28 protein-coding genes and 1 pseudogene are annotated in these 21,354 nt (G+C 72.1%); 11 read left to right on the plus strand and 18 right to left on the minus strand.

Features of this window, described 5'->3' with window-relative positions; translation table 11 throughout:
- The first annotated feature begins 7 nt into the window (after positions 1-7).
- Positions 8-1,051 (plus strand): LysR family transcriptional regulator, encoded by a 1,044-nt coding sequence (locus ACFSZT_RS27560; protein WP_377393205.1) that lies wholly within the window; start codon positions 8-10, stop codon positions 1,049-1,051.
- Here ACFSZT_RS27560 and ACFSZT_RS27565 read toward each other — a convergent pair.
- Both ACFSZT_RS27565 and ACFSZT_RS27570 read right to left on the minus strand, forming a co-directional pair.
- On the minus strand, positions 970-2,445 hold the full coding sequence (locus ACFSZT_RS27565) for a leucyl aminopeptidase (protein WP_377393202.1): 1,476 nt from the start codon (positions 2,443-2,445) through the stop codon (positions 970-972). The genes ACFSZT_RS27560 and ACFSZT_RS27565 overlap by 82 nt on opposite strands.
- A 77-nt stretch (positions 2,446-2,522) precedes the next feature.
- Positions 2,523-2,690, minus strand: coding sequence for a DUF3117 domain-containing protein (locus ACFSZT_RS27570; protein WP_009152618.1), 168 nt, complete (start codon positions 2,688-2,690; stop codon positions 2,523-2,525).
- A gap of 189 nt (positions 2,691-2,879) precedes the next feature.
- Here ACFSZT_RS27570 and ACFSZT_RS27575 point away from each other — a divergent pair, with 189 nt between their 5' ends.
- Entirely contained in the window at positions 2,880-3,683 is an 804-nt protein-coding gene (locus ACFSZT_RS27575) for an enoyl-CoA hydratase-related protein (protein WP_377393198.1), read from the plus strand.
- A 52-nt stretch (positions 3,684-3,735) separates the two neighbouring features.
- Here ACFSZT_RS27575 and ACFSZT_RS27580 read toward each other — a convergent pair whose 3' ends face one another.
- The 4 genes from ACFSZT_RS27580 to ACFSZT_RS27595 form a co-directional block, all read right to left on the minus strand.
- Positions 3,736-4,308: a DNA-3-methyladenine glycosylase I gene (locus tag ACFSZT_RS27580; protein WP_377393195.1), complete on the minus strand. Its 573-nt coding sequence runs from the start codon at positions 4,306-4,308 to the stop codon at positions 3,736-3,738.
- Positions 4,305-4,757, minus strand: a complete 453-nt coding sequence (locus ACFSZT_RS27585) for an SRPBCC family protein (RefSeq protein WP_377393192.1) — start codon at positions 4,755-4,757, stop codon at positions 4,305-4,307. Before ACFSZT_RS27585 ends, ACFSZT_RS27580 begins: the two co-directional genes overlap by 4 nt.
- Positions 4,754-5,074: a DivIVA domain-containing protein gene (locus ACFSZT_RS27590; RefSeq protein ID WP_377393189.1), complete on the minus strand. Its 321-nt coding sequence runs from the start codon at positions 5,072-5,074 to the stop codon at positions 4,754-4,756. Before ACFSZT_RS27590 ends, ACFSZT_RS27585 begins: the two co-directional genes overlap by 4 nt.
- Before the next feature lie 63 nt (positions 5,075-5,137).
- Positions 5,138-6,052: a glucosyl-3-phosphoglycerate synthase gene (locus ACFSZT_RS27595; RefSeq protein ID WP_377393186.1), complete on the minus strand. Its 915-nt coding sequence runs from the start codon at positions 6,050-6,052 to the stop codon at positions 5,138-5,140.
- A gap of 45 nt (positions 6,053-6,097) precedes the next feature.
- On the opposite strand from ACFSZT_RS27595, the gene ACFSZT_RS27600 reads away from it, so the two are divergent.
- Positions 6,098-6,772, plus strand: coding sequence for a lysophospholipid acyltransferase family protein (locus tag ACFSZT_RS27600; RefSeq protein WP_377393183.1), 675 nt, complete (start codon positions 6,098-6,100; stop codon positions 6,770-6,772).
- 6 nt (positions 6,773-6,778) lie between these two features.
- On the opposite strand, the gene ACFSZT_RS27605 is transcribed toward ACFSZT_RS27600, so the two are convergent.
- The 3 genes from ACFSZT_RS27605 to dapE are packed head-to-tail and all read right to left on the minus strand — an operon-like array spanning position 6,779 to position 9,232.
- Entirely contained in the window at positions 6,779-7,348 is a 570-nt protein-coding gene (locus tag ACFSZT_RS27605) for an LOG family protein (RefSeq protein ID WP_377393180.1), read from the minus strand.
- The gene (locus ACFSZT_RS27610) at positions 7,348-8,139 is read right to left on the minus strand and encodes an LOG family protein (RefSeq protein WP_377393177.1); all 792 of its coding nucleotides are present in this window, start codon (positions 8,137-8,139) and stop codon (positions 7,348-7,350) included. The genes ACFSZT_RS27605 and ACFSZT_RS27610 overlap by 1 nt, the downstream gene beginning before the upstream one ends.
- Positions 8,140-8,155: 16 nt before the next feature.
- On the minus strand, positions 8,156-9,232 hold the full coding sequence (dapE, locus tag ACFSZT_RS27615) for a succinyl-diaminopimelate desuccinylase (protein ID WP_377393174.1): 1,077 nt from the start codon (positions 9,230-9,232) through the stop codon (positions 8,156-8,158).
- A gap of 36 nt (positions 9,233-9,268) precedes the next feature.
- Between dapE and ACFSZT_RS27620 the strand changes: the two genes are divergently transcribed.
- Together ACFSZT_RS27620 and dapD are read left to right on the plus strand one after the other, a co-directional pair.
- A complete protein-coding gene (locus ACFSZT_RS27620) occupies positions 9,269-9,712 on the plus strand; it encodes a hypothetical protein (protein WP_377393171.1) in 444 nt (147 codons plus the stop codon).
- A gap of 22 nt (positions 9,713-9,734) precedes the next feature.
- Positions 9,735-10,721 (plus strand): 2,3,4,5-tetrahydropyridine-2,6-dicarboxylate N-succinyltransferase, encoded by a 987-nt coding sequence (dapD, locus tag ACFSZT_RS27625; RefSeq protein ID WP_377393169.1) that lies wholly within the window; start codon positions 9,735-9,737, stop codon positions 10,719-10,721.
- 277 nt (positions 10,722-10,998) lie between these two features.
- Here dapD and dapC read toward each other — a convergent pair whose 3' ends face one another.
- The 3 genes from dapC to ACFSZT_RS27640 all read right to left on the minus strand — a co-directional run bounded on the left by dapC (position 10,999) and on the right by ACFSZT_RS27640 (position 12,713).
- Entirely contained in the window at positions 10,999-12,090 is a 1,092-nt protein-coding gene (dapC, locus tag ACFSZT_RS27630; RefSeq protein WP_377393166.1) for a succinyldiaminopimelate transaminase, read from the minus strand.
- Entirely contained in the window at positions 12,087-12,407 is a 321-nt protein-coding gene (gene fdxA / locus ACFSZT_RS27635; RefSeq protein ID WP_377393163.1) for a ferredoxin, read from the minus strand. The genes dapC and fdxA overlap by 4 nt, the downstream gene beginning before the upstream one ends.
- 120 nt (positions 12,408-12,527) lie before the next feature.
- Positions 12,528-12,713, minus strand: a complete 186-nt coding sequence (locus tag ACFSZT_RS27640) for a hypothetical protein (RefSeq protein ID WP_377393160.1) — start codon at positions 12,711-12,713, stop codon at positions 12,528-12,530.
- Between the two features lie 37 nt (positions 12,714-12,750).
- Here ACFSZT_RS27640 and ACFSZT_RS27645 point away from each other — a divergent pair, with 37 nt between their 5' ends.
- From ACFSZT_RS27645 to ACFSZT_RS27660, 4 genes are read left to right on the plus strand one after another with little or no spacing between them, the layout of a single operon-like run.
- Positions 12,751-13,494 (plus strand): GNAT family N-acetyltransferase, encoded by a 744-nt coding sequence (locus ACFSZT_RS27645; RefSeq protein WP_377393157.1) that lies wholly within the window; start codon positions 12,751-12,753, stop codon positions 13,492-13,494.
- Between the two features lie 34 nt (positions 13,495-13,528).
- Positions 13,529-14,524: a 2-phospho-L-lactate transferase gene (gene cofD, locus ACFSZT_RS27650; protein WP_377393153.1), complete on the plus strand. Its 996-nt coding sequence runs from the start codon at positions 13,529-13,531 to the stop codon at positions 14,522-14,524.
- Positions 14,517-15,851 carry a coenzyme F420-0:L-glutamate ligase gene (locus ACFSZT_RS27655; protein ID WP_377393150.1) on the plus strand — a complete coding sequence of 445 codons (1,335 nt, stop codon included), beginning with the start codon at positions 14,517-14,519 and terminating at the stop codon, positions 15,849-15,851. Before cofD ends, ACFSZT_RS27655 begins: the two co-directional genes overlap by 8 nt.
- The gene (locus tag ACFSZT_RS27660) at positions 15,852-16,397 is read left to right on the plus strand and encodes an NUDIX hydrolase (protein WP_377393147.1); all 546 of its coding nucleotides are present in this window, start codon (positions 15,852-15,854) and stop codon (positions 16,395-16,397) included.
- A 71-nt stretch (positions 16,398-16,468) separates the two neighbouring features.
- Here ACFSZT_RS27660 and ACFSZT_RS27665 read toward each other — a convergent pair whose 3' ends face one another.
- Both ACFSZT_RS27665 and ACFSZT_RS27670 read right to left on the minus strand, forming a co-directional pair.
- Positions 16,469-16,699 carry a DUF1059 domain-containing protein gene (locus ACFSZT_RS27665; protein ID WP_377393144.1) on the minus strand — a complete coding sequence of 77 codons (231 nt, stop codon included), beginning with the start codon at positions 16,697-16,699 and terminating at the stop codon, positions 16,469-16,471.
- A 67-nt stretch (positions 16,700-16,766) separates the two neighbouring features.
- Positions 16,767-16,979: pseudogene (locus ACFSZT_RS27670) on the minus strand (hypothetical protein); the annotation flags it as partial.
- A gap of 16 nt (positions 16,980-16,995) precedes the next feature.
- Between ACFSZT_RS27670 and ACFSZT_RS27675 the strand changes: the two are divergent.
- Positions 16,996-17,286, plus strand: coding sequence for a TetR-like C-terminal domain-containing protein (locus ACFSZT_RS27675; RefSeq protein WP_377393553.1), 291 nt, complete (start codon positions 16,996-16,998; stop codon positions 17,284-17,286).
- Positions 17,287-17,341: 55 nt separating this feature from the next.
- Positions 17,342-17,719, plus strand: coding sequence for a GntR family transcriptional regulator (locus ACFSZT_RS27680; protein ID WP_377393141.1), 378 nt, complete (start codon positions 17,342-17,344; stop codon positions 17,717-17,719).
- Positions 17,720-17,722: 3 nt separating this feature from the next.
- Here the strand turns inward: ACFSZT_RS27680 and ACFSZT_RS27685 are convergent, their stop codons facing one another.
- From ACFSZT_RS27685 to ACFSZT_RS27700, 4 genes are read right to left on the minus strand one after another with little or no spacing between them, the layout of a single operon-like run.
- A complete protein-coding gene (locus ACFSZT_RS27685) occupies positions 17,723-18,490 on the minus strand; it encodes a putative hydro-lyase (RefSeq protein ID WP_377393138.1) in 768 nt (255 codons plus the stop codon).
- A complete protein-coding gene (locus ACFSZT_RS27690) occupies positions 18,490-19,365 on the minus strand; it encodes a 5-oxoprolinase subunit C family protein (RefSeq protein ID WP_377393550.1) in 876 nt (291 codons plus the stop codon). Before ACFSZT_RS27690 ends, ACFSZT_RS27685 begins: the two co-directional genes overlap by 1 nt.
- Positions 19,366-19,424: 59 nt before the next feature.
- The gene (pxpB, locus tag ACFSZT_RS27695) at positions 19,425-20,036 is read right to left on the minus strand and encodes a 5-oxoprolinase subunit PxpB (protein WP_377393135.1); all 612 of its coding nucleotides are present in this window, start codon (positions 20,034-20,036) and stop codon (positions 19,425-19,427) included.
- An 11-nt stretch (positions 20,037-20,047) separates the two neighbouring features.
- Positions 20,048-21,292 (minus strand): NRAMP family divalent metal transporter, encoded by a 1,245-nt coding sequence (locus ACFSZT_RS27700; RefSeq protein ID WP_377393132.1) that lies wholly within the window; start codon positions 21,290-21,292, stop codon positions 20,048-20,050.
- Positions 21,293-21,354: the final 62 nt, after the last annotated feature.

Below are 21,354 nucleotides of genomic sequence, written 5' to 3' on the forward strand. Positions count from 1 at the left end.
ACTTCCAATGCGCCAGTGGCGCATAATTCATGCCGTGGTGCATGAATCGGAGGATGCGCGGCTCGTGGCCGATCTGGCACCGCACGCGGCGCTGTTGCGCGTGCTGAAGGTCACCGGAAACCTCACCCGGGCAGCGGCGGAGCTGGGCGTCCCGCAGCCGACCGCGAGCAGGCGGCTCGCCACGCTCGCGGCCCACCTGGGTACGCCACTGACCGTCCCCGACGGACGCGGGATCCGGCTGACGCGCGCGGGTGAGCTGCTCGCCGACGCCGCCGGGCGCGCCGTCGCCGAGCTCGAACACGGCATCCGGCAGGTCCGCGAGGAGGTCGACCCCGAGCGCGGACACGTGGTGCTCGGCTTCCTCCACCTGCTCGGGCGCTCCCTGGTCCCCCGGCTGCTCCGCGACTTCCGGGCACGCCACCCGCACGCGCGGTTCACCCTGGTGCAGGGCGCACGGCAGGAGATGCTCGACCGGCTGCATCAGGGCGAGCTCGACCTGGTGCTGGTGGCGCCGCCGCCTGCCGATGCGGAGCTGGAGTCGTTCGCGCTCGGCGAGCAGGAGCTGTTCGTCTCGGTTCCCGCCGGGCACCGGCTCGCGGGGCGCGAGTACGTCCGGATGGCCGAGCTCGAGCACGAGGTCTTCGTGATGCTCGAACACGGCTACGGGCTGCGCCAGATCACCGACGAGCTGTGCGCGCGGGCGGGATTCCGACCGGAGGTGGCGTTCGAGGGGCAGGAGTCCGACACCGTGCGCGGACTGGTCGCGTCAGGATTGGGGATCGCCCTGTTGCCCAAGTTCGAGCCGCACAGCCGGGCCGACGTGGTCGAGGTGCCCCTCGAACCCACGGTGACCAGGACGATCGGGCTCGCGTGGCCCGCGGGCAGGCCGCTGCCGCCCGCCGTGGCCGCGTTCCGCGACTTCGTCCGCGTATCGTCCCGGGCGGCCGAGCCGGCGCGGACCGGGCCGGCTCAGGCGTCGGCGTACGACGCGGCCAGCTCGACAAGGGTCCGCGCCGCGAAGCCGGTGCCGCCGGGCACCACCTCGTCGTAGGTCTTCTCCGCCCGCGCCGGGCCCGCGATGTCGAGGTGCGCCCAGGGCAGGCCGCCGGTGAACTCGCGCAGGAACAGCGCCGCCGTGATGCCACCGGGACCGGGCGCCGACTGCTTGACGTCGGCGATCTCGCTGCGCACGTCCTCGGCGTGGTCCTCCACGAGCGGCATCCGCCACCACTGCTCACCCACTCGCTCGCCCGCCGAGCGCACCCGGTCGGCGAGGTCGTCGTCGGTCGCGAACAGCCCGCCCGTGCGCAGGCCGAGCGCGACCTTCATGGCACCCGTCAGCGTTGCGACGTCCACGACCGCGTCCGGTGAGAACCGGCGCACGCCGTAGACGAGCGCGTCGGCCAGCACCATGCGCCCCTCGGCGTCGGTGTTGCCGACCTCGGTCGTGCGGCCGCCGTAGTGGCGGACGATGTCGCCCGGCCGGTACGCCGACCCGGAGACGTGGTTCTCGGCGGCGGGCACGAGCGCGGTCACCCGCACCTTGAGCTTCAACGCGGCGATGGCCCGCATGGCGGCGATCACCGCGCCGCCACCGGACATGTCGGTGCGCATCAGATGCATCCCGGCGGCGGGCTTGAGCGAAATGCCACCGGTGTCGAACGTGATGCCCTTGCCCACCAGCAGCAGATGCGCCGTCGCCCCGCGCGGCCGGTAGCTCAGCTCGATCAACCGCGGCGGGCTCGCCGAGCCGCCGCCCACCGCGAGGACCCCGCCGAACGACTGCGAGGCCAGCCACGCCTCGTCGCGGATCGTCGCGGTCAGCCCGCGCGTCTGGGCGGCCACGCGCTCGGCGACGTCCGCGAGCCAGGCGGGGTTTTTCACGTTGGACGGGGTGTTGGCGAGGTCCCTGGCGAGCGCCGACGCGGCGGCGAGCTCGCGTGCCCTGGCCACCGCGTCGCCGGCCTCGGCAGGCGTGCCGTCCTCCGCCACCAGGCGCACGGCCGCCACGCTCGGTTTGGGCTCCTCGGCCGTCACGCGGTAGCGGTATCCGCCCAGCAGCACTCCGGTGGTGAACGCAGCGTAGTGCTCGGCGGCCACGTCCTCGGGCAGCCGGACAGCGACGCCCGAGGGCGCGCGCCTACCCGCGTCGGCCTCCGCCTCCGCGAAGGAGTTGGCCGCTCGGACGAAGGCGGCCCCCGCCGACCGGTACTGGGCCGGCTCCCCGTCGCCCACGCCGACGAGCCAGCGCGGTCCGCCGGTGCCGGGTACCAACAGCACCTCGCCGGCCTTTCCGGTGGCCCGCAGTTCCTCGGCGAGGTCGGCGTGGGGGGACTCACCGTCCTTGCGCAGCAGGACGGCGAGCGGCTCCCCACGGCGAGCGTCGCCGCCCACCTCCACCTCGATCAGCGGACTCGGCACGGGCGGCAGCGGAGAGCGCGCCATCAACGGCCTCCAGGCACAGAGAGACGACCGGCCCGGCGACCTGCCGGGACCGGCGGTGGGGACAGGGACAGGGGTGACTAGCTCGTGGCCTCCTGAAGGGCCGCACCGAGGTCCTTGGCCTCCTCGGCCGACAGCTCGACGACGAGTCGCCCACCGCCCTCGAGCGGTACGCGCATCACGAGGCCCCGCCCCTCCTTAGTGACTTCGAGGGGACCATCTCCGGTCCGGGGCTTCATGGCCGCCATAGCGTGCTCCCTCCATCTGAACCAGCGCGCCCGGCTCGCGCTCGCCGAAGCAACCGGGTCGTGACCATTGTCCCCCATCCGCACTCCGCGGCGAACGCCGCCCGATCTTAGCGCCGGGACATCGGCGCTGGTATGCGCCTCGCGGGCCTGTCAGACTCGCGGGGCGACGAGATGGATCGGAGGGTTACCGTGACGACAGAGGACGTGCTGCGGCTGGCCGACGACGAGGCCGGGATCGGTGTGCGCACGCTGATTCTCAACCGGCCCAAGGCCTACAACTCGCTGACGGTCGAGCTCAAGGAACGCCTGCTGGCGGCGTTGACCGAGGCCGCCGACGACCCGGCCGTCCGGGCGATCGTGCTCACCGGGGAGGGCAAGGCGTTCTGCGCGGGCCAGGACCTCAAGGAGCACGTCGGCCTGCTGCAGTCCGGTGACGAGTCCCCGCTGCGGACGGTCTCCGAGCACTACAACCCCCTCGTACGGGCCATCGTCGGAGCGCCCAAGCCGGTGATCGCCGCCGTGAACGGACCTGCCGCGGGCGCGGGAGCGGCCCTCGCCTACGCCGCCGACCTGCGGATCGCGGCCCGCTCGGCGAACTTCCTGATGGCGTTCGCCAACGTCGGCCTCGGGCCGGACACCGGCGCGTCGTGGACGTTGCAGCGGCTCGTCGGCTACGGCCGCGCCGCGGAGCTGATGATGCTGGCCCGCCGGGTGGACGCCGACGAGGCGTTGCGAATCGGCCTGGTGGGCGAGGTCGTCGCCGACGAGGACCTGGCGAGCCGGGCGCAGGAGGTCGCGGCCAAGCTCGCCTCCGGCCCCACCGTCGCCTACGCCAAGATCAAGTCGACGCTCTCCGCGGCAGCCGAGAGCACGCTCGAGGAGGCGCTGGCCGCGGAGGACGCCGCGCAGACCGAGCTCGGCCGCACGGCGGACCACTCCGAGGCCGTCGAGGCGTTCGTCGCCAAGCGCAAGCCCACCTTCACCGGTCGCTGAGGCCGGCGGTGGAGCCGACGTCGAACTGGCCGCGGGGCGGCGCGAGCGGTGATCAGACGGCCCGGAAGCAGCCCTCGACGTGGTCGTCGACCATGCCGGTGGCCTGCATCAGCGCGTAGCACGTCGTGGGCCCGACGAAGGCGAACCCGCGCTTCTTCAGCGCGCGCGCCATCGCCGTCGACTCGGGCGTCACAGCGGGCACGTCGGCCATCGTGGCCGGCCGGACCCGGCTCTCCGGGTCGGGCGCGAACGACCACAGCAGCTCGTCCAGTGGGACGTCGAGCTCGGCGATCGCACGGGCATTGGTGATGGTGGCGAGGATCTTGGCCCGGTTGCGGACGATGCCCGCGTCGCCGAGCAGCCGCTCCACGTCGGCGGGTCCGAACTCCGCGACCCGGTCGGGGTCGAACCCCGCGAACGCACGCCGGAACGCCTCGCGCTTGCGCAGGATGGTCAGCCACGACAGTCCGGATTGGAACGCCTCCAGCGACAGCCGCTCGAACAGCGCCGCCTCCCCGTGCAGCGGGACGCCCCACTCGGTGTCGTGGTAGGCGGCGTAGTCGGGCGCGGTGTTGCCCCAGGCGCAGCGTGCGATCCCGTCGCTGCCGAGCAGTGCCGCGCTCATCCGCCCACCGTGTACGACTCGGCGAAACGAGCGAAGTTGTGCAGCGACCGGCGCAGCCCGAGCGTGAACACCGGTTTGACCACGGGCCAGCCGAGCCTGCCCACCAGTCCCAGCGGCAGGTCGAGCTGCTCCGACCAGACGAACACCGACCGCTGCGGTCCCCGCCCCTGGACGTGGAACGACCCGGTGCCGCGCACGATCGAGCCGAGGTGGCGCATCGTGCACCGCACCGGCGGCTCCCAGCTGATGATCTCCATCGTGTCGGTGAACCCGACGCCGGCGATCCCGGTGAAGGCCTCCAGCCGCGAGCCGACGCTCCGGCCGTTGCCCTCGACCACCCGCACCTCGGTGCCGAGCATCCACTCGCGTTGCCGCTCCCAGTCGGTGAGGGCGAGCCAGGTCGTCCCGACGGGCGCCGCGACCTCCACGGAGACGGCGAGATCGGTCACTGCGCCGCTCCGTGTTCGGCCCGCCGGTCGAGTTCGGACTCCAGCTCGGCGACCCGGGCCCGCAGGCCGTCGATCTCCGAGCCGAGCCGGGTCAGCACCCAGTCCACCTCGGACATCTTGTAGCCGCGCAGCACCAGCTGGAACTTCACCTTGCCGACGTCCTCGCCGGTGATGTCCTCGGCGGGCAACCGAGTCGGGGAACTGCCCGGCGGCAGCGGGGCGAGCTCCTCGCCACGGCCGAACACGACGGCCGCCAGCAGGTACACGACCGCGGCCACGAGCAGCATGACGACGAGGTAGATGAGCGCGGTGGTCACGTCACGATCGTGGCACACACCCGGGCACGCCGTCCGGGAAGCACGCCCTCGGCGCCGCCCCGGTCAGGGCAGCTCGCGCACGTCCCGCATCGGGGGCCGATCGGACACCGGCACGTCGGTGACCTCGGGCAACCACTCCCCCTCGACCTGGGTGAACTGGGTGAGCGCACCGTCGGTGGCCGGTACTCCGCAGCGGTCCAGCGCGGTGCCGAGGATCTGCCGGGCCATCACCCCGAGCTGCAGCAACGAGCGGTTGCGGTGCTTGCGCACGCCGAGATTCACCTGGGCGACGGCGTCGACTCCGTATTTCGCCTCGACGTCGAGGAGCAGCCCGATCTCCACCCCGTAGCCGGTGGCGAACGGCACCGATTCGAGCAGCTCACGGGTGGCCGCGTACTCGCCGCTCAGCGGCTGCACCAGGCCGGACAGCGCGGGCCGCAGCGCCGACAGCACCGGCCGGGCCAGCAGCTCGGTCACCCGGCCGCCACCCGTGCCCAGCTCGGCGGACTCCAGCCGCAGCGGCCTGCGGTAGAACCCCTTGACCAGATGCACGCCGGCCTCGACGAGCAGCGGACCGAGCAGCGCGGGCACGAACCCGGGGTCCGGGTCGACCAGGTCGGAGTCCAGGAACACCACCAGATCGCCCGTGGTCGCCGCGAGCGAGCGCCACAGCACCTCGCCCTTGCCCGGAAGCGGCGGCCACTCCGGCAGCACGTCCTCCCGGCGCACCACCGTGGCGCCCGCGCGGGAGGCCGCGCCGACCGTGTCGTCGCTGGACCCGGAATCCATCACCACGAGCTCGTCGACGAGCGTGCCCCGCAGCGGTGCGACCGACGCGACGACGTCACCGACCGTCTCCTCCTCGTCCAGGGCGGGCAGCACCACCGACACCCGTCGTGCCCCCTTCGCCCGCAGCAGCTCCTCGGGAGTCCACTGTGGATACTGCCACGTGCGCTGGGCGAACCAGTCCTCGTTCATCGGCGCCGATCGTGCCATGCTGGACCCATAACCGCTGGAGGAGACGTGCTGCACCTGTTGATCCGCCGGCTGCTCGCGCCACTGGCGAGGTTGCTGTGGCGGCCCGACGTGCGGGGAGCGGAGAACGTTCCCGCGACCGGTCCGGTGATCCTGGCCGCGAACCACCGCTCGGCCATCGACACGGCGGTGATCCCGCTCGTCGCGCCGCGACCGGTGTCGTTCCTCGGCAAAGCCGAGTATTTCACCGGCAAGGGAGTGAAGGCACGCCTGCTCGCCGCTTTTCTGTCGGCACTGGGCTACGTCCCCGTCGAGCGCGGCAACGCCGCCGCCGGACTCGCCGCGCTCGGCGCAGCCCGGACGGTGCTGGAACACGGCGGGGCGTTCGGCATCTATCCCGAGGGCACCCGCTCGCTCGACGGCCGCCTGCACCGCGGCCACACCGGAGTGGCCGCGCTGGCGCTCGCGACGGGCGCCAAGGTGGTCCCCGTCGCGCTCGTCGGCACCGAGCGCCTGCTGCCCGTCGGCTCGAAGATCCCGCGCCTGGCGAAGGTGTCGGTGCGCTTCGGCGAGCCGCTCGACTTCGCCCGCTACGACGGTCTCGCGTCGTCGCCCGCCATCCGCCGCTCCGTGACCGACGAGGTGATGTACGCGATCATGGAGCTGTCGAAGCAGGAGTACGTGGACGTCTACCACAAGCGCCCCGACGCCGGTGCCGCCTGAGCGCGCTCAGCTCGCCCACTTGTCGACCGGCACGGTGTCGTGCCGGGCGAAGGCGTCGAGCAGCGCCACCGGGTCCGGATCGATCGTGATGACCTCGCGGCTCGGGGTGTTGAGGAACCCCTCGTCCACCATGTGCTCCACGAACTCGCCGAGCTTGGCGTAGTAGCCACCCACGTCGAGGATCCCGACCGGCTTGGCGTGCAACCCGAGCTGCGCCCACGTCCACACCTCGAACAGCTCCTCCAGCGTGCCCGCACCGCCCGGCAGCGCGAGGAAGCCGTCCGAGAGCGCCGCCATGGTGGCCTTGCGCTCGTGCATGTCCTCGACGACCTTCAGCTCGGTGAGATGCTGGTGGGCGATCTCCACCCGCATCAGGTGTTTCGGGATCACCCCGATCACCTCGCCGCCCTCGGCCAGGGCTCCGTCGGCGACGGCCCCCATCAACCCGACGCTGGCACCGCCGTAGACCACACCGATGCCACGCCGAGCGAGGAGCCTGCCGAGCTCGTGGGCGCTCTCGGCGTAGCGCGGGTCCTTACCGGCCGACGATCCACAGAAAACACAGAGCCGCTGCACTAGTGCGTGTCCTCCCAAGCCTTGTACGCCTCGAGCACGACCTTCACCGCTTCGTCGACATCGTCGGTGACGTAGAGCAGATCCGCGTCCGCCTCCCCGATCTTGCCGTTCGCCAGCACCGTGTCGCGAACCCATTGGTAGAGCCCGCCCCAGTACTCGCTGCCGAACAACACGACCGGGAACTTCGTCACCTTCTTCGTCTGGACGAGGGTGAGCGCCTCGAACAACTCGTCCAGCGTGCCGAACCCGCCCGGCAAGCAGATGAACGCCTGCGAGTATTTGATGAACATCGTCTTGCGGGCGAAGAAGTACCGGAAGTTCACGCCCAGATCGACCCACGGGTTCAGGCCCTGCTCGAACGGCAGCTCGATGCCGAGCCCGATGGAGAGCCCGCCTGCCTCGGAGCAGCCGCGGTTGACGGCCTCCATCGACCCGGGGCCACCACCGGTGATGGCGGCGAAGCCCGCGTTCGCGAGCGCGGCGCCGATCTCGCGGCCCTGCTGGTACTCGGGGTGGTCACGCGGCGTGCGCGCGGAGCCGAACACGGTCACCGCCCGCGGAACCTCGGCCAGCGCGCCGAAGCCCTCCACGAACTCCGCCTGGATGCGCAGGACGCGCCAGGGGTCGGTGTGCACCCAGTCGCTGGGCCCGCGCGAGTCGAGCAGGCGCTGGTCCGTGGTGGAGTCCGTGGAGCCTCCCGTCTGCTGGCGGCGCAGCACGATGGGGCCACGGAAGGTCTCCGAGGGGTGGTCGCCGTCGTCGCGACGATCTTCGTTCGCCTGGTCGGTCACAGCGACCAGCCTAAGGTCACCCGGCCAGGAAGGAGGTGAGCACTCCGGCCACGCGGCGAATCTCCTCCGCAGCCACGTGCTCACCCTGCGTGTGCGCGAGCGTCGGGTCACCGGGCCCGAAGTTGACCGCGGGCAGGCCACGCGCGGCGAACCGCGCCACGTCGGTCCACCCGAGCTTCGCGGCGACCCGGCCACCGGCCGCGGTGACCAGCTCGGCGGCCGCGGGCGCCGACAGGCCCGGCAGGGCGCCCGGCGAGCTGTCGACGACGGTGATCTCGTAGCCGTCGAACACCTCGCGCAGGTGCTCCTCGGCCTGCTCGGGGCTGCGGTCGGGGGCGAACCGGTGGTTGACCGCGAGCACCGCCGCGTCCGGCACGACGTTGCCGGACACCCCGCCGCCGATACGCACGGCCTGCAGCCCCTCGCGGTAGGTCAGGCCGTCGATGTCCACCACCCGCGGCCGGTACTCGGCCAGCCTGCGCAGCGGTTCGCCGAGCGCGTGGATGGCGTTGACGCCCATCCACGCGCGGGCCGTGTGCGCACGCGTACCCGATGTGGTGAGCTCGATCCGCATCGTGCCCTGGCAGCCCGCCTCGATGACGGCGTTCGACGGCTCGCCCACGATGGCGAGGTCGCCGGTGAGCCAGTCCGGCAGCTCTCGCTCGATGCGGCCGAGTCCGTTGCGGACGGCCTCCACCTCCTCGCAGTCGTAGAAGACGAACGTCACGTCGTGCCGCGGTTCGGGCAGCGTCGCGGCGAGGTGCAGGAAGACGGCGTCGCCGCCCTTCATGTCCACCGTGCCGAGGCCGCGCAGGATCTCGGTGTCGCCGGAACCGCTGCGCGAGCCAGGCAGGTTGTCGTTCACCGGCACCGTGTCGAGGTGCCCGGCGAGCACGACGCGCGACGGCCTGCCCAGCGACGTCCTCGCCAGCACCGCGTCGCCGTTGCGCACGACCTCCAGGTGCGGCGCCTGCGTGCGCAGTGCCTGCTCCACGGCATCGGCGATCTCGGCCTCCTCCCCGGACACGCTCGGGATGTCCACGAGGGCGGCGGTGAGGTCGACGGGATCGGTACGCAAGTCGAGCGAGGTCATGACCGCACCGTAGCGCCCGGTGCGTACGGTGATGACGTGCGCATCCGGACTGTTCTCGTGGCCCTCGCCGGTCTGTTGCTGGTGGTGTTGTCGGCGTGTTCGCGAGAGGCGGGCCCGACTCCGCAGGGTCCCGGCGACGACCCGGGACCCGACGCGCTGCGGGTGAAGCTCAACGCCCTCACGGTCGACGTCTGCTACCGCACGCCGACCGAGATCGACCCGCCGAGCTGCCAGAAGTACGTCACGCAGCTGGCCAGCGTGCCGGGCACGGCACGCGAGTTCGCCCGCGGCGACCACCCGGAGCTCGCCGAGGCGGCCAACGCGCTCGAGAAGTCCATCCGGGCCTACCGCGGCAACGGGTGCGGCACCGGCGGCAGGCCGGAAGCGTGCACGGAGTCGCTGGTCGACATGGCGGAGGCTCTCGGCAACGTCGAGTCCGGCGTGCTGCGGCTGCCCGAGGTCTCGGCACAACCAAGCTGAGGTGCGGGTTACCGTAGCGGACGTGAGTGAGCAGACCCCCAATCCCGAAACGACCGGCGCCACCGGCGTCGGGCTGGCCACCCTCGCCAGCGACGGCACCGTGCTGGACACCTGGTTCCCGCACCCCAAGCTGACCGAGGGTGAGGGCACCGAGGGCACCGAGCGGCTGACCGCCGAGCAGGCCGCGGAGTCGCTCGGCCAGGAGGCCGTGGCGCTGCTCGGCCCCGACGACGCGCGCGGTGTCGAGGTGGTGGCCGTGCGGACGTCGATCGCGGCGCTGGCGAAGGCACCCGCGGACGCCCACGACGTCTACCTGCGCCTGCACCTGCTCTCCCACCGGCTCGTGCGCCCGCACGGCCAGAACCTGGACGGCATCTTCGGCCTGCTGGCCAACGTCGTGTGGACCAACCACGGCCCGTGCCCGGTGGAGGGTTTCGAGGCGACGCGGCTGCGACTGCGTGCGCGGGGGCCGGTCACCGTCTACAGCGTCGACAAGTTCCCGCGCATGGTCGACTACGTCACGCCCAGCGGCGTCCGGATCGGCGATGCCGACCGCGTCCGGCTCGGCGCGCACCTGGCCAGCGGCACGACCGTGATGCACGAGGGCTTCGTGAACTTCAACGCCGGCACGCTCGGCGCCTCCATGGTCGAGGGCCGCATCTCGGCCGGTGTGGTCGTGGGCGACGGCACCGATGTCGGCGGCGGCGCGTCGATCATGGGCACGCTGTCCGGCGGTGGCAAGGAGGTCATCTCGCTGGGTGAGCGCTGCCTGCTGGGCGCCAACGGCGGGGTCGGCATCTCCCTCGGCGACGACTCGGTCGTCGAGGCCGGCCTGTACGTCACGGCGGGCACGAAGGTCACCGTCGAGGGCAAGGCCGTGAAGGCCCGCGAGCTGTCCGGCATCTCGAACGTGCTGTTCCGCCGCAACTCGGCGACCGGCGCGGTGGAAGCCGTGCCGCGCAGTGGCACCGGCATCGAGCTCAACGCCGCCCTGCACGCGAACGACTGAGCGGCCTTCGCGACTGAACGCCTGAGCAGGAGGCGGCCGGCCCGGCGGTTTTTCGCCGTGCCGGCCGCCTGCATAGCCGTGTGTGCCGCCTGCGTAGTCGTGTCGGCCGTCTACGTCGCCGTGTCCGCCGTCTGCGTCGGCCTGCTGGTCGGCCGCGGCAGCGGTTCGACGGGCTCGGCAACGCGAACGGCAGACACGGCTACCTAAACCGCAGACACGGTGACGGGAACGGCAGACACGGCTACCCGGACGGCAGACACGGCCGCCTCGGCGCGCTTCAGGCGGCCAGGCGTTCGGCGGCGGCGTTGACGCGTTCGTCCGTCGCGGTCAGGGCGACTCGGACGTGCTGCCCGCCCTTCGGGCCGTAGAAGGTGCCGGGCGCCACGAGGATGCCGCGCTCGGCGAACCAGCCGACGGTCGCGGCCGCGTCCTCGTCGCGGGTCGCCCACAGGTACAGGCCCGCCTCGGAGTGGTCGATCCGGAACCCGCTGTCCTGCAACGCCTTGCGCAGCACCGTGCGCCGGGCGGCGTAGCGGTCACGCTGTTCGGCGAGCAACTCGTCGTCGGCGAGCGCGACGGTCATCGCCTCCTGCACCGGCCGCGGAACGATCATGCCCGCGTGCTTGCGCACCGCCAGCAACTCGCGCACCAGTGCGGGGTCACCGGTGACGAAGCCGGCCCGGTAGCTGGCGAGGTTCGCCGACTTCGACAGCGAATGCACGGCGAGCAGGCCGTCGAGCCGTCCGCCGTGAACGTCGGGGTGCAGGATCGACAGCGGTTCGGCGTCCCAGCCGAGCGCGAGGTAGCACTCGTCGGAGACCACGACGGTCCCGCGATCCTGTGCCCACCGCACCACCTTGCGCAGGTGCTCGATGCCCAGCACACGGCCGGTGGGATTGGACGGTGAGTTCAGCCAGATCATCGCCGGCTTCTGGGGTCCGAGGGCCGTCAGCCCGTCGGAACGCAGCACCTGCGCACCGGCCAGCAGGGCCCCGACCTCGTAGGTCGGGTAGGCCAGCTCGGGAATGACCACCAGCTCGCCCGGGCCCGCGCCCAGCAACATCGGCAGCCACGCCACGAGTTCCTTCGACCCGATGGTGGGCAACACGGCGGCCGGGTCGATCCCTACAACCCCATGGCGCCTGCGCAGCGCCTCGACGGCGACCTCCCGCAGCTCGGGCGTGCCGTGGGTCATCGGGTAACCGGGGATGTCCGACACCGACGCGAGAGCGTCCCGGATGGCGGGAGGCACCGGATCGACCGGCGTGCCGACCGACAGGTCGACGATCCCGTCCGGGTGTGCCCTGGCCTTCGCGGTGTGATCGGCCAGCGAGTCCCAGGGGAAGTCGGGTAGCCGGAAGCGGCTCATTCGCCCTGCGGGGGCAGGTCCTTGATCCACTGCGGGTCGTGGCTGGTCTTGCCGATCTTCGACGCGCCGCCCGGCGAGCCGAGTTCGTCGAAGAAGTCCACGTTCGCCTTGGTGTAGGCGCTCCACTCGTCCGGGACGTCGTCCTCGTAGTAGATCGCTTCCACCGGACAGACCGGCTCGCAGGCTCCGCAGTCGACACACTCGTCGGGGTGGATGTAGAGCATCCGCTCGCCCTCGTAGATGCAGTCGACGGGGCACTCGTCGATGCATGCCTTGTCGAGCACGTCGACGCAGGGCTCGGCGATCACGTAGGTCACTGCGTTCTCCTGCTGTTCTCTGGTCGGCCGCTCACGGACATTACGCGGTCCCGGCAGGCATCCTAAGCGCAGCCCGCCCTCAGTCGAGCAGCCGTACGGGTGTGCGGACGCCGCCGGCGGTCAGCGACGCTTGCGATCTTCGTTCCGCTTGTCACCGGTGACCACGAACCGTGGCCGGTCCTCACCGTCGGCAGTCTCGGAGCCGCCGGAGCCCTCGCCCTGAGCGTTCACAGCGCGATCGAAGCCCTCGGCGATCTCCCGCACGAGGTCGGCGTTGCGCCGATCGTCCTTGCGCGCGATGCTCATCAGCTCTCCTTTCAGGGCTTTTGGTACCAATCTAGTCATGACCGAGGCCGAGCGGATCGAATCCGCATGCGCGGATGCCTGGCCCGCGCTGACGGAGAAACCGCTCGGTGCGTGGCGACTGCGGGCGGCGGACGGCTTCACCGGCCGCGCCAACAGTGCCCTCGCCGTCGGCGACCCCGGGACCACGCCGGCCACGGCGTTGCGGCAGGTCTGTGACTTCGCCCACGCACACGGAATCCCGCCGATGGTGCAGGTCATCCAGGACGGGCCGATCGAACGGCAGCTGGCCGGGCTCGGCTGGCGGTCCTGCGACGAGTACCCGGCGGGCAACGAGGTCGCGGTCCTGGAGGGCCCCCTCATGGCCGGCGCGGAGCCGGGGCGCACCCGCGTGCTCGCCGAACCGACGCCCGGCTGGTGGGAACTGACCGTGGACCGGCGGGAGCCGGCGGACGCGGAGCGCGCGGTGCTCACCGGGGGCGAGGTGGTCGGCTACGGCGTGGCCGAGCTCGACGGGCTCACGGCAGGCGCGGTCCGCGGCGCGGTCGCGGACGGGTACCTGCTCGTCGCGCGCCTGGCCGTGCGCCCGGAGCACCGCAGACGCGGACTGGCGACCGAGCTGATGACGGCGATCGGCGGCTGGGGCACGCGACACGGCGCCACGCGGTGCGTCCTGCAGGTCTCGGTGGGCAACACCGGTGCGCTGGCGCTCTACGACCAGCTCGGGTTCCGCGAACACCACCGCTACCGCTACTGGGTTCCGTGCGAGGATCGACCCCTGTGACAGAGCGCGGACGCATGGACAAGGGGCAGGCGCTGTGAAGGTCGTGGTCGTGGTCGGCGGAGTGGGCGGTGCTCGCTTCCTGCTGGGGGTCAAAGCCGCCCTGGGACTGCCGCCGACGGGGGAAGGCGAGTCGCCGCACGAGATCACGGCGCTGGTGAACACCGGCGACGACGTCTGGATGCACGGGCTGCGGGTCTGCCCGGACCTCGACACGTGCATGTACACCCTCGGCGGCGGCGTCGATCCGGAACGTGGCTGGGGCCATGCCGACGAGACGTGGTCGATCAAGGCGGAGCTCGAGGCCTACGGCGCCGACCCGACGTGGTTCCAGCTCGGCGACAAGGACATCGCGACGCACCTCGTCCGCTCGCGGATGCTGCGGGCGGGCTACCCGCTGTCGGCGGTCACGGAGGCGTTGTGCGATCGCTGGCGGCCGGGAGTGCGGCTGCTGCCGATGACCGACGACCGGGTGGAGACCCACGTGGTGGTCGACGACCCGGACGACCGGAGCAAGCGCAAGGCGCTGCACTTCCAGGAGTGGTGGGTGCGCTACCACGCGGAGCTGCCCGCCCACTCGATCGTGCCCGTCGGTGCCGACGAGGCCCAGCCCGCGCCGGGCGTGCTGGACGCCATCGCCGAGGCCGACGCCGTGTTGCTGGCGCCGTCGAACCCAGTGGTGTCGGTCGGCACGGTGCTGGCGGTGCCCGGCGTGCGGGAGGCGCTGCGCAAGACCGAGGCGGGCGTCGTGGGTGTCTCTCCGATCATCGGCGGGAAGCCGTTGCGCGGCATGGCCGACGCGTGCCTGAAAGCCATCGGCGTGGAGACGTCGGCGGAGGCGGTGGGCCGCCACTACGGTTCGCGGTTGACCTCCGAGGACGGCCTGCTCGACGGGTGGCTCGTGCACTCCGGCGAGTCCGTGGACGTGCCGGGTGTCGCGGTCCGGGCCGTCCCGCTACTGATGTCCGATGTGGACGCCACGGCGCGCATGGCGCGGGACGCCCTGGAGCTGTCGGGAGTGGACGTTGACTGAGCACGCGGGGGAACGGCTGGAGATCCTGCCCGTCGAGGGCCTGCCCGAGTTCCGGCCCGGCGACGACCTCACCGGTGCGATCGCCACCGCGGCGCCGTGGTTGCGGTCCGGCGACATCGTGGTGGTGACGAGCAAGGTCGTGTCCAAGGTGGAGGGCCGGCTCGTCGCCGTGCCGACGGACCCGGAGCAGCGGGACGCGGCCCGGCGCAAACTCATCGAGGAGGAGTCCGAGCGGGTCCTGGCCCGCATCGGGCGCACCCTCATCACGCAGAACCGTAACGGCATCGTGCAGGCCGCGGCGGGCGTGGACGCCTCCAACGTAGCGCTCGACCGGATCGCGCTGCTGCCCTTCGACCCGGACGCCTCGGCGCTCGCGCTGCGCAACGGACTGCGCGAGCGGCTCGGCGTGGAGGTCGCGGTGCTCGTCACGGACACGATGGGCCGCGCGTGGCGGGTCGGCCAGACGGACACGGCGATCGGCGCGTCCGGGCTGCGGGTGCTGCACTCGTACGAGGGCACGATCGACAGCCACGGCAACGAACTGGCGGTCACCGAGGTCGCGGTGGCCGACGAGATCGCCGCGGCCGCCGACCTGGTGAAGGGCAAGCTCGGCGGGATCCCGGTCGCGGTCGTGCGCGGGCTGGAGATCGGTGACGAGACGTCCACCGCACGCGATCTGGTGCGCCCGGTGGAGGAGGACCTGTTCCGGCTCGGCACCAACGAGGCCATCGCGCAGGGTCGCCGGGAAGCCGTGCTGGTGCGGCGCTCGGTGCGCGAGTTCACCGACGAGCCCGTGGCGGCCGACGCGCTGCGCCGGGCCGTCGGCGCCGCGCTCACCGCACCCGCACCCCACCACACCCGCCCGGTGCGGTTCGCCTGGCTGCGCAACCGTCCACAGCGGACCAAGCTGCTGGAGGCGATGCGGGACGCGTGGCGGGCCGACCTTGCCGCCGACGGCTTCACCGAGGAGCAGATCACCAAGCGACTGCGCCGCGGCGACATCCTGTTCACCGCGCCCGAGGTAGTGGTGCCGTTCCTCGTCGCCGACGGTGCGCACACCTACCCGGACGCCCGGCGCAACGCCTGCGAGCACACCATGTTCACCGTGGCGGGCGGGGCCGCCGTCCAGGGCCTGCTGGTGGCGCTGGCCGCGGAGGGGCTCGGCTCCTGCTGGATCGGCTCGACCATCTTCGCCGCCGACGTGGTGCGGCAGACGCTGGACCTGGACCCGGCGTGGGAACCGCTCGGGGCCGTCGCCATCGGCCACCCGGCGGAGCCGCTCGCCCCGAGATCACCCCGCAGCGACGACGGACTGGTGGAGTTGTAGATGCCGCACGAAGCCCTGCACACCTCGGCGACGTCCACGTTGGACACCTGGCGCCCGGGCACGGCGAGCCAGGAGTCGCTGCGGCAGAGCTATCTCGGCTTTCTCGCGGCCCGGGCGGACGCGTGCGCGCGATCGTGCGAGCCGGGGCACCTCACCGCGTCGGCGGTGGTGCTGGACGACGCCGGCGAGCACGTCCTGCTGACACTGCATCCTCGCGTGGGCCGCTGGCTGCAACTCGGCGGGCACTGCGAGCCCGAGGACGCCTCACTGGCGGACGCCGCCCTGCGCGAGGCTACGGAGGAGTCCGGTATCGCGGGACTGAAGATCGACCCCGAACCGCTGCGGCTCGACGTCCACCCGATCACGTGCTCGCTCGGGCTGCCGACGCGGCACTTCGACGTCCAGTTCCTCGTGCGCGCCCGGGCCGACGCCGAACCGGTGGCCAGCGACGAGTCGGACGACCTGCGCTGGTGGCCGGTCAACGCGCTGCCGCCGGGCACCGAGGACCTGACCGAGCTGATCGCCGCCGCGCTCGAACGTGTCTGACGCACACGACGGCCACTGGACGCCGAGGCCGGAGCGCGAGTGAGGAGTGCGCACCCCGGCCGGGCCCGACCTCAGGGCAGGGCCGCGAAGGCCTTCTTGGTGTCGCGATACCACCCCGTCGCCTTGATCGGGTGCTTCCAGCGGCCCTTCATCTGCTCGTAGGCCGGTTCGTGCGCCGTGTCGCCACCGCGAGCTGCCTCGCGCAGGTGACGCTCCTGCGCCTTGATGACGTCGTCGGCGGTCTCGCCGCTCAGCTCCTGGTCGCAAGGGCCGCCCAGCTGGCGGCAGGTCATGGTCTTCATATGGTGTCCTCCTGTTGGTGAGCCTCAACCGTTCATCCAGCGCGGCGCCGTCGGTGCGAGTCGTTCCTCAACCGCCCGCCCGCCGGACGAGTTCGCCGATCCGCGCCTCGACCTCGGGTGTCACCTCGGCGAGAGCGAAACCCGCCGCCCACATCGGACCGTCGTCCAGCTTCGCCTGATCACTGAACCCGAGGGTCGCGTAGCGTGCCTTGAACTTGTCCGCGCCCTGGAAGAAGCAGACGATCTTGCCATCGAGTGCGTAGGCGGGCGCGCTCGGCCATGATCCGGCGCGAGTCCTGCATCGGGGCGCCTACCGCGCGGTCATCGCCGAGGCTCAGGCGGACCCCGCACTGCGGGCGACCCTGCACGAACGATTCCTGGCTACCGTCGAGCAGCGCACCTTCGATCGGCTCAGCCAAGCCCAGCACAACGGCGAACTGGTCGCCGAGGCGAACCTCGACTACGCCGCGGAGGTGCTGTGCGGAACTCTCTACTACCGCTGGCTGCTGACCCCCGCCCCCATCGACGAGAAAGCGATCGACGGACTGCTGGACATGTTCATGGCCGCATACGGAGTGCCGAGCTAGGTCGGCTTTTGTCCGGATTGCCCGCGCACCCGGCGCTGTGCCAGGCTCACGAACAATGAGTGCGACAAACCACGACACCGTCGTCACCGTGGACGCCACGTCCAAGGTGCCGCCCTACGAGCAGGTGCGCTCCGAGCTCGCCCGCAAGATCAACGACGGCACCCTGGCCGTGGGGACGAAGCTGCCGACCGTCCGTGGGCTGGCCGCCGACCTCGGCATCGCACCCAACACCATCGCCCGCGCCTACCGCGAACTGGAGGAGGCAGGGCTGATCGAGACGAAAGGCCGGTCCGGCACGTTCGTCGGGGCGACCGGGGACCGCAGCAGGCAGCGCGTGCGCGACGCCGCCCGCGAGTACGCGGCCACCGCGCGCAGGCTCGGCCTGAGCGATGAGGAGGCGCTCGCCATCGTCACCGCCGCCCTCGAGGCGTGACGCTCAGGGCAGCTGGAATCCGGAGTCGCGGGCGTCGGTGATCGCCATGTGCCCGGGGGCGTGGCCGATCGCGAACGACGGCTTGGACCGCATCACCGCCGCCTGCGGAGTCACCCCGCAGGCCCAGAACACCGGGACCTCGCCGGCCCGGATCTCCACGGCGTCGCCGAAGTCGGGGCTGCTCAGGTCGTCGATGCCGAGCAGGCCGGGGGCTCCGATGTGGACCGGCGCGCCGTGGACGGCCGGGTACCGCGACGTCACCCGCACCGCCGTCGCCACCAGGTCGGCGGGGACGGGCCGCATCGACACCACCAGCGGGCCGGACATTCCGCCCGCGGGCCTGCACTCGCGGTTGGTGCGGTACATCGGCACGTTCGACCCGGCCTCGATGTGCCGCACCGGCACCCCGGCCTCCAACAGCGCCGCCTCGAAGGTGAAGCTGCAGCCGATGAGGAAGGTGACCATGTCGTCGCGCCACAGGTCCACGACCTCGGTGCGTTCGTCGACGAGGGCGCCGTCCCGGTACACGCGGTAGGCCGGCAGGTCGGTGCGCAGGTCACCGGCGAAGATCGACGCGCTGGTCTCGCCGGGCTCGGTGACGTCGAGCACCGGGCACGCCTGCGGGTTGCGCTGGGCGAAGAGCAGGAAGTCGTAGGCGTACTCGCGGGGCAGGCTGAGCAGGTTGGCCTGCGTCCAGCCCGCGCAGTAGCCGGAGGTCGGCACCCGGAGTCCGGCGCGGAACTTCTCGCGCGCCTCTGGTGGGGTGAGCATCAATGTCCTCCTGTTCGTAACGTGGAGAAGCGCAGCCGCATGCCCGGGCGGGCCTGAGCCGCTTTGTCGACATCGGCGGCGACGACGACCGCGATCACCGGGTAGCCGCCGGTCACCGGGTGGTCGGCGAGGAAGAGCGTCGGCTTGCCCGACGGCGGCACCTGCAGGGCCCCGGCGACCATGCCCTCGCTCGGCAGCTCCTCGTCCCGGGCCCGGGCGAGCTCGGGACCGTCGAGCCGGATCCCGACCCGGTTGCTCTCCGGCGTCACCGTGTACGGCTCGTGCAGCAGGGTCCGCAGCGCGTCCGCGGTGAACCAGTCATGCCGCGGCCCCGGCACGACCCGGAGCACCAGCTCCCCGGCAGGCAACGGGGGAACCGGCGCGAACTCGGTCACCGGGAACCGCCGCGGCGGCGCGCCGACCGGCAGGACCGTGCCGGGGGCCACCGGGTCGGGGCCGACGCCGGCGAGGACGTCGGTGGAGCGCGACCCCAGCACCGGCTCGACGGCGATCCCGCCGCGCACGGCGACGTAGACACGCAGGCCGCGTTCGGGAACACCCAGCCGGAGCTCGGCACCGGCGGGGACGCGCAACACCGCGTTCGTGCCCGCGCCGCGGCCGTCGACGGTGACCGGACAGGGCGCGCCCGTCACGGCCACCGTCAGGTCCCGCAGCGCCCGCGCCGCGAACCCCCCGAAGGTCACCTCCACCGCGGCCGCGCCCTCGTCGTTGCCCACCAGCCGGTTGGCCAGCCGCAGCGAGGCGCGGTCGGCCGCGCCCGACACCCCGACGCCCACGCCCGCGAGCCCGGGCCGGCCGAGGTCCTGGATCGTCGACAGTGGACCGGTGGCGAGCACCTCGAGACCCTTGGTCATCAGCGCCCCCTCGGCCCGGCCGCGCCGGGTTGTGCCGTGTCCGCGCACCGCGTCATCGCTCACTCCGCCTCCACGAACCGCACCCGCACGCCGGGTCGCAGCAGGGCGGGCGGGTCGCGGTCGACCTGCCACAGCACCAGATCCGTGTGCCCGATGAGCTGCCAGCCGCCGGGCGAGGAGCGCGGGTAGATGCCGCTGAACGTCCCGGCCAGGCCGACCGACCCGGCGGGCACCCGGGTCCGCGACTCGGCTCGCCTCGGCACCTCCAGCTTCGGCGATCCGCCGGTGAGGTAACCGAAACCGGGTGCGAATCCTCCGAACGCGACAGTCCACTCCGTCCCCGTGTGCTCGGTGACCACCTCGCGTTCGGTGAGCCCGGTCAGTGCGGCGACCTCGGCCAGGTCGGCACCGTCGTAGACGACGGGCACCCGCAGCAGCTCCCCGCTTCCCTGGGAGACGTCGGCCGGCTCGGCGGTCCGGACGGCGCGCTCCACCTCGGCCGGGTCGGCCAGCGCGGGATCGAGCACCAGCAGGAGGGTCCGCGCCGCGGGCACCAGGTCCAGCACGCCCGCGGGCGGGGCCGCCTCCAGCGCCGCGTGCAGGGCGCGGACCTCGTCGAGCCCGGCCAGCTCGACGAGCAGCCCGGAGTCGGCACACGGCAGCACGCGCATGGTGGGTTCCGTCAGCTCCACAGGTCCGCGATCCCGCTGAGCGAGTTCCACCCGAGGTAGAGCGTCAGCAGCCAGGCGAGCACGCCGATGCCGAGCAGCCAGCGCGGGTACCGGTAACCGCCCATGAGGTCGCTGCGCCGCGCCGCGACCCACAGGAGCACGCCGAACCCGACCGGCAGGATGAGCCCGTTCAGCGCACCGGCGAGGATCAACAGCGTCGTGGGTGCCTGGTTCAGCAGCAGGAACGCCGCGGTCGACACGGCGATGAAGCCGATCACCAGCCAGTTCCGCCGCCGCGCGAGCGCGGGCGAGAACGTCACCACGAACGACACCGAGGTGTACGACGCGCCGATCACCGAGGTGATCGCGGCGGCCCAGAGCACCATGCCGAACAACCGCAGCCCGACCTCACCGGCCGCGTGCTGGAAGGCGTCGGCGGCCGGGTTCCCCGCCGCCAACGTCACGCCGCCCGCGACGACGCCGAGGATCGCCAGGAACAGCACCGCGCGCATCACACCGGTGACGACCAGCGCCACGACCGAGCCCCGCGACACGCGGGCGACCTGCTCGGGGCCGGTGCCTCCGGAGTCGACGAGGCGGTGCGCGCCCGCGTAGGTGATGTAGCCGCCGACGGTCCCGCCGACCAGCGTGGTGATGACGAGGAAGTCGATGGTGTCGGGCAGCACCGCCTGCCGCAGGGCCTCCCCGACCGGCGGCCCCGACACGATGGCGACGTAGGTGGTGAGCCCTATCATCACGACGCCGAGGACCACCACGAGCCGGTCCATCGCGATACCCGCCCGCCGGCTCAGGAAGATCGCGATGGCGATGACCGCCGAGATGGTCCCGCCGATCTTGACGTCGAGCCCGAACAGCGCGTCCATGCCGAGCGACGTGCCCGCGACGTTGCCGATGTTGAACACCAGCCCGCCGAGCACGACGAGTGCCGCCATCACGTAGCCGACCCCCGGCAGCACCTTGTTGCCGAGTTCCTGCGCACGCAGCCCGGAGACGCCGATGACTCGCCACACGTTCAGCTGCACGGCGATGTCCACCAGGATCGAGAGCAGGATCGCGAACGCGAACGCCGCGCCGATCTCGGCGGTGAACGTCGTCGTCTGCGTGATGAAGCCCGGGCCGATGGCACTGGTGGCCATCAGGAAGATCGCGCCGAGCAGAGCGCCCTTCTTGGTGGCGCCCTTCAGCGGATTCGGCTGGGTCGTCGTCTGTCCGGTGCTGTTGGCTTCCTCGGCCATGTGGGGCCTCCCATGCCCTCGGGTTTCGAGAGACGGTACAGAATTGTTCAACAATCCGGCAA

This window comes from Prauserella oleivorans (assembly GCF_042685745.1).
Lineage (GTDB): Bacteria > Actinomycetota > Actinomycetes > Mycobacteriales > Pseudonocardiaceae > Prauserella_A > Prauserella_A oleivorans.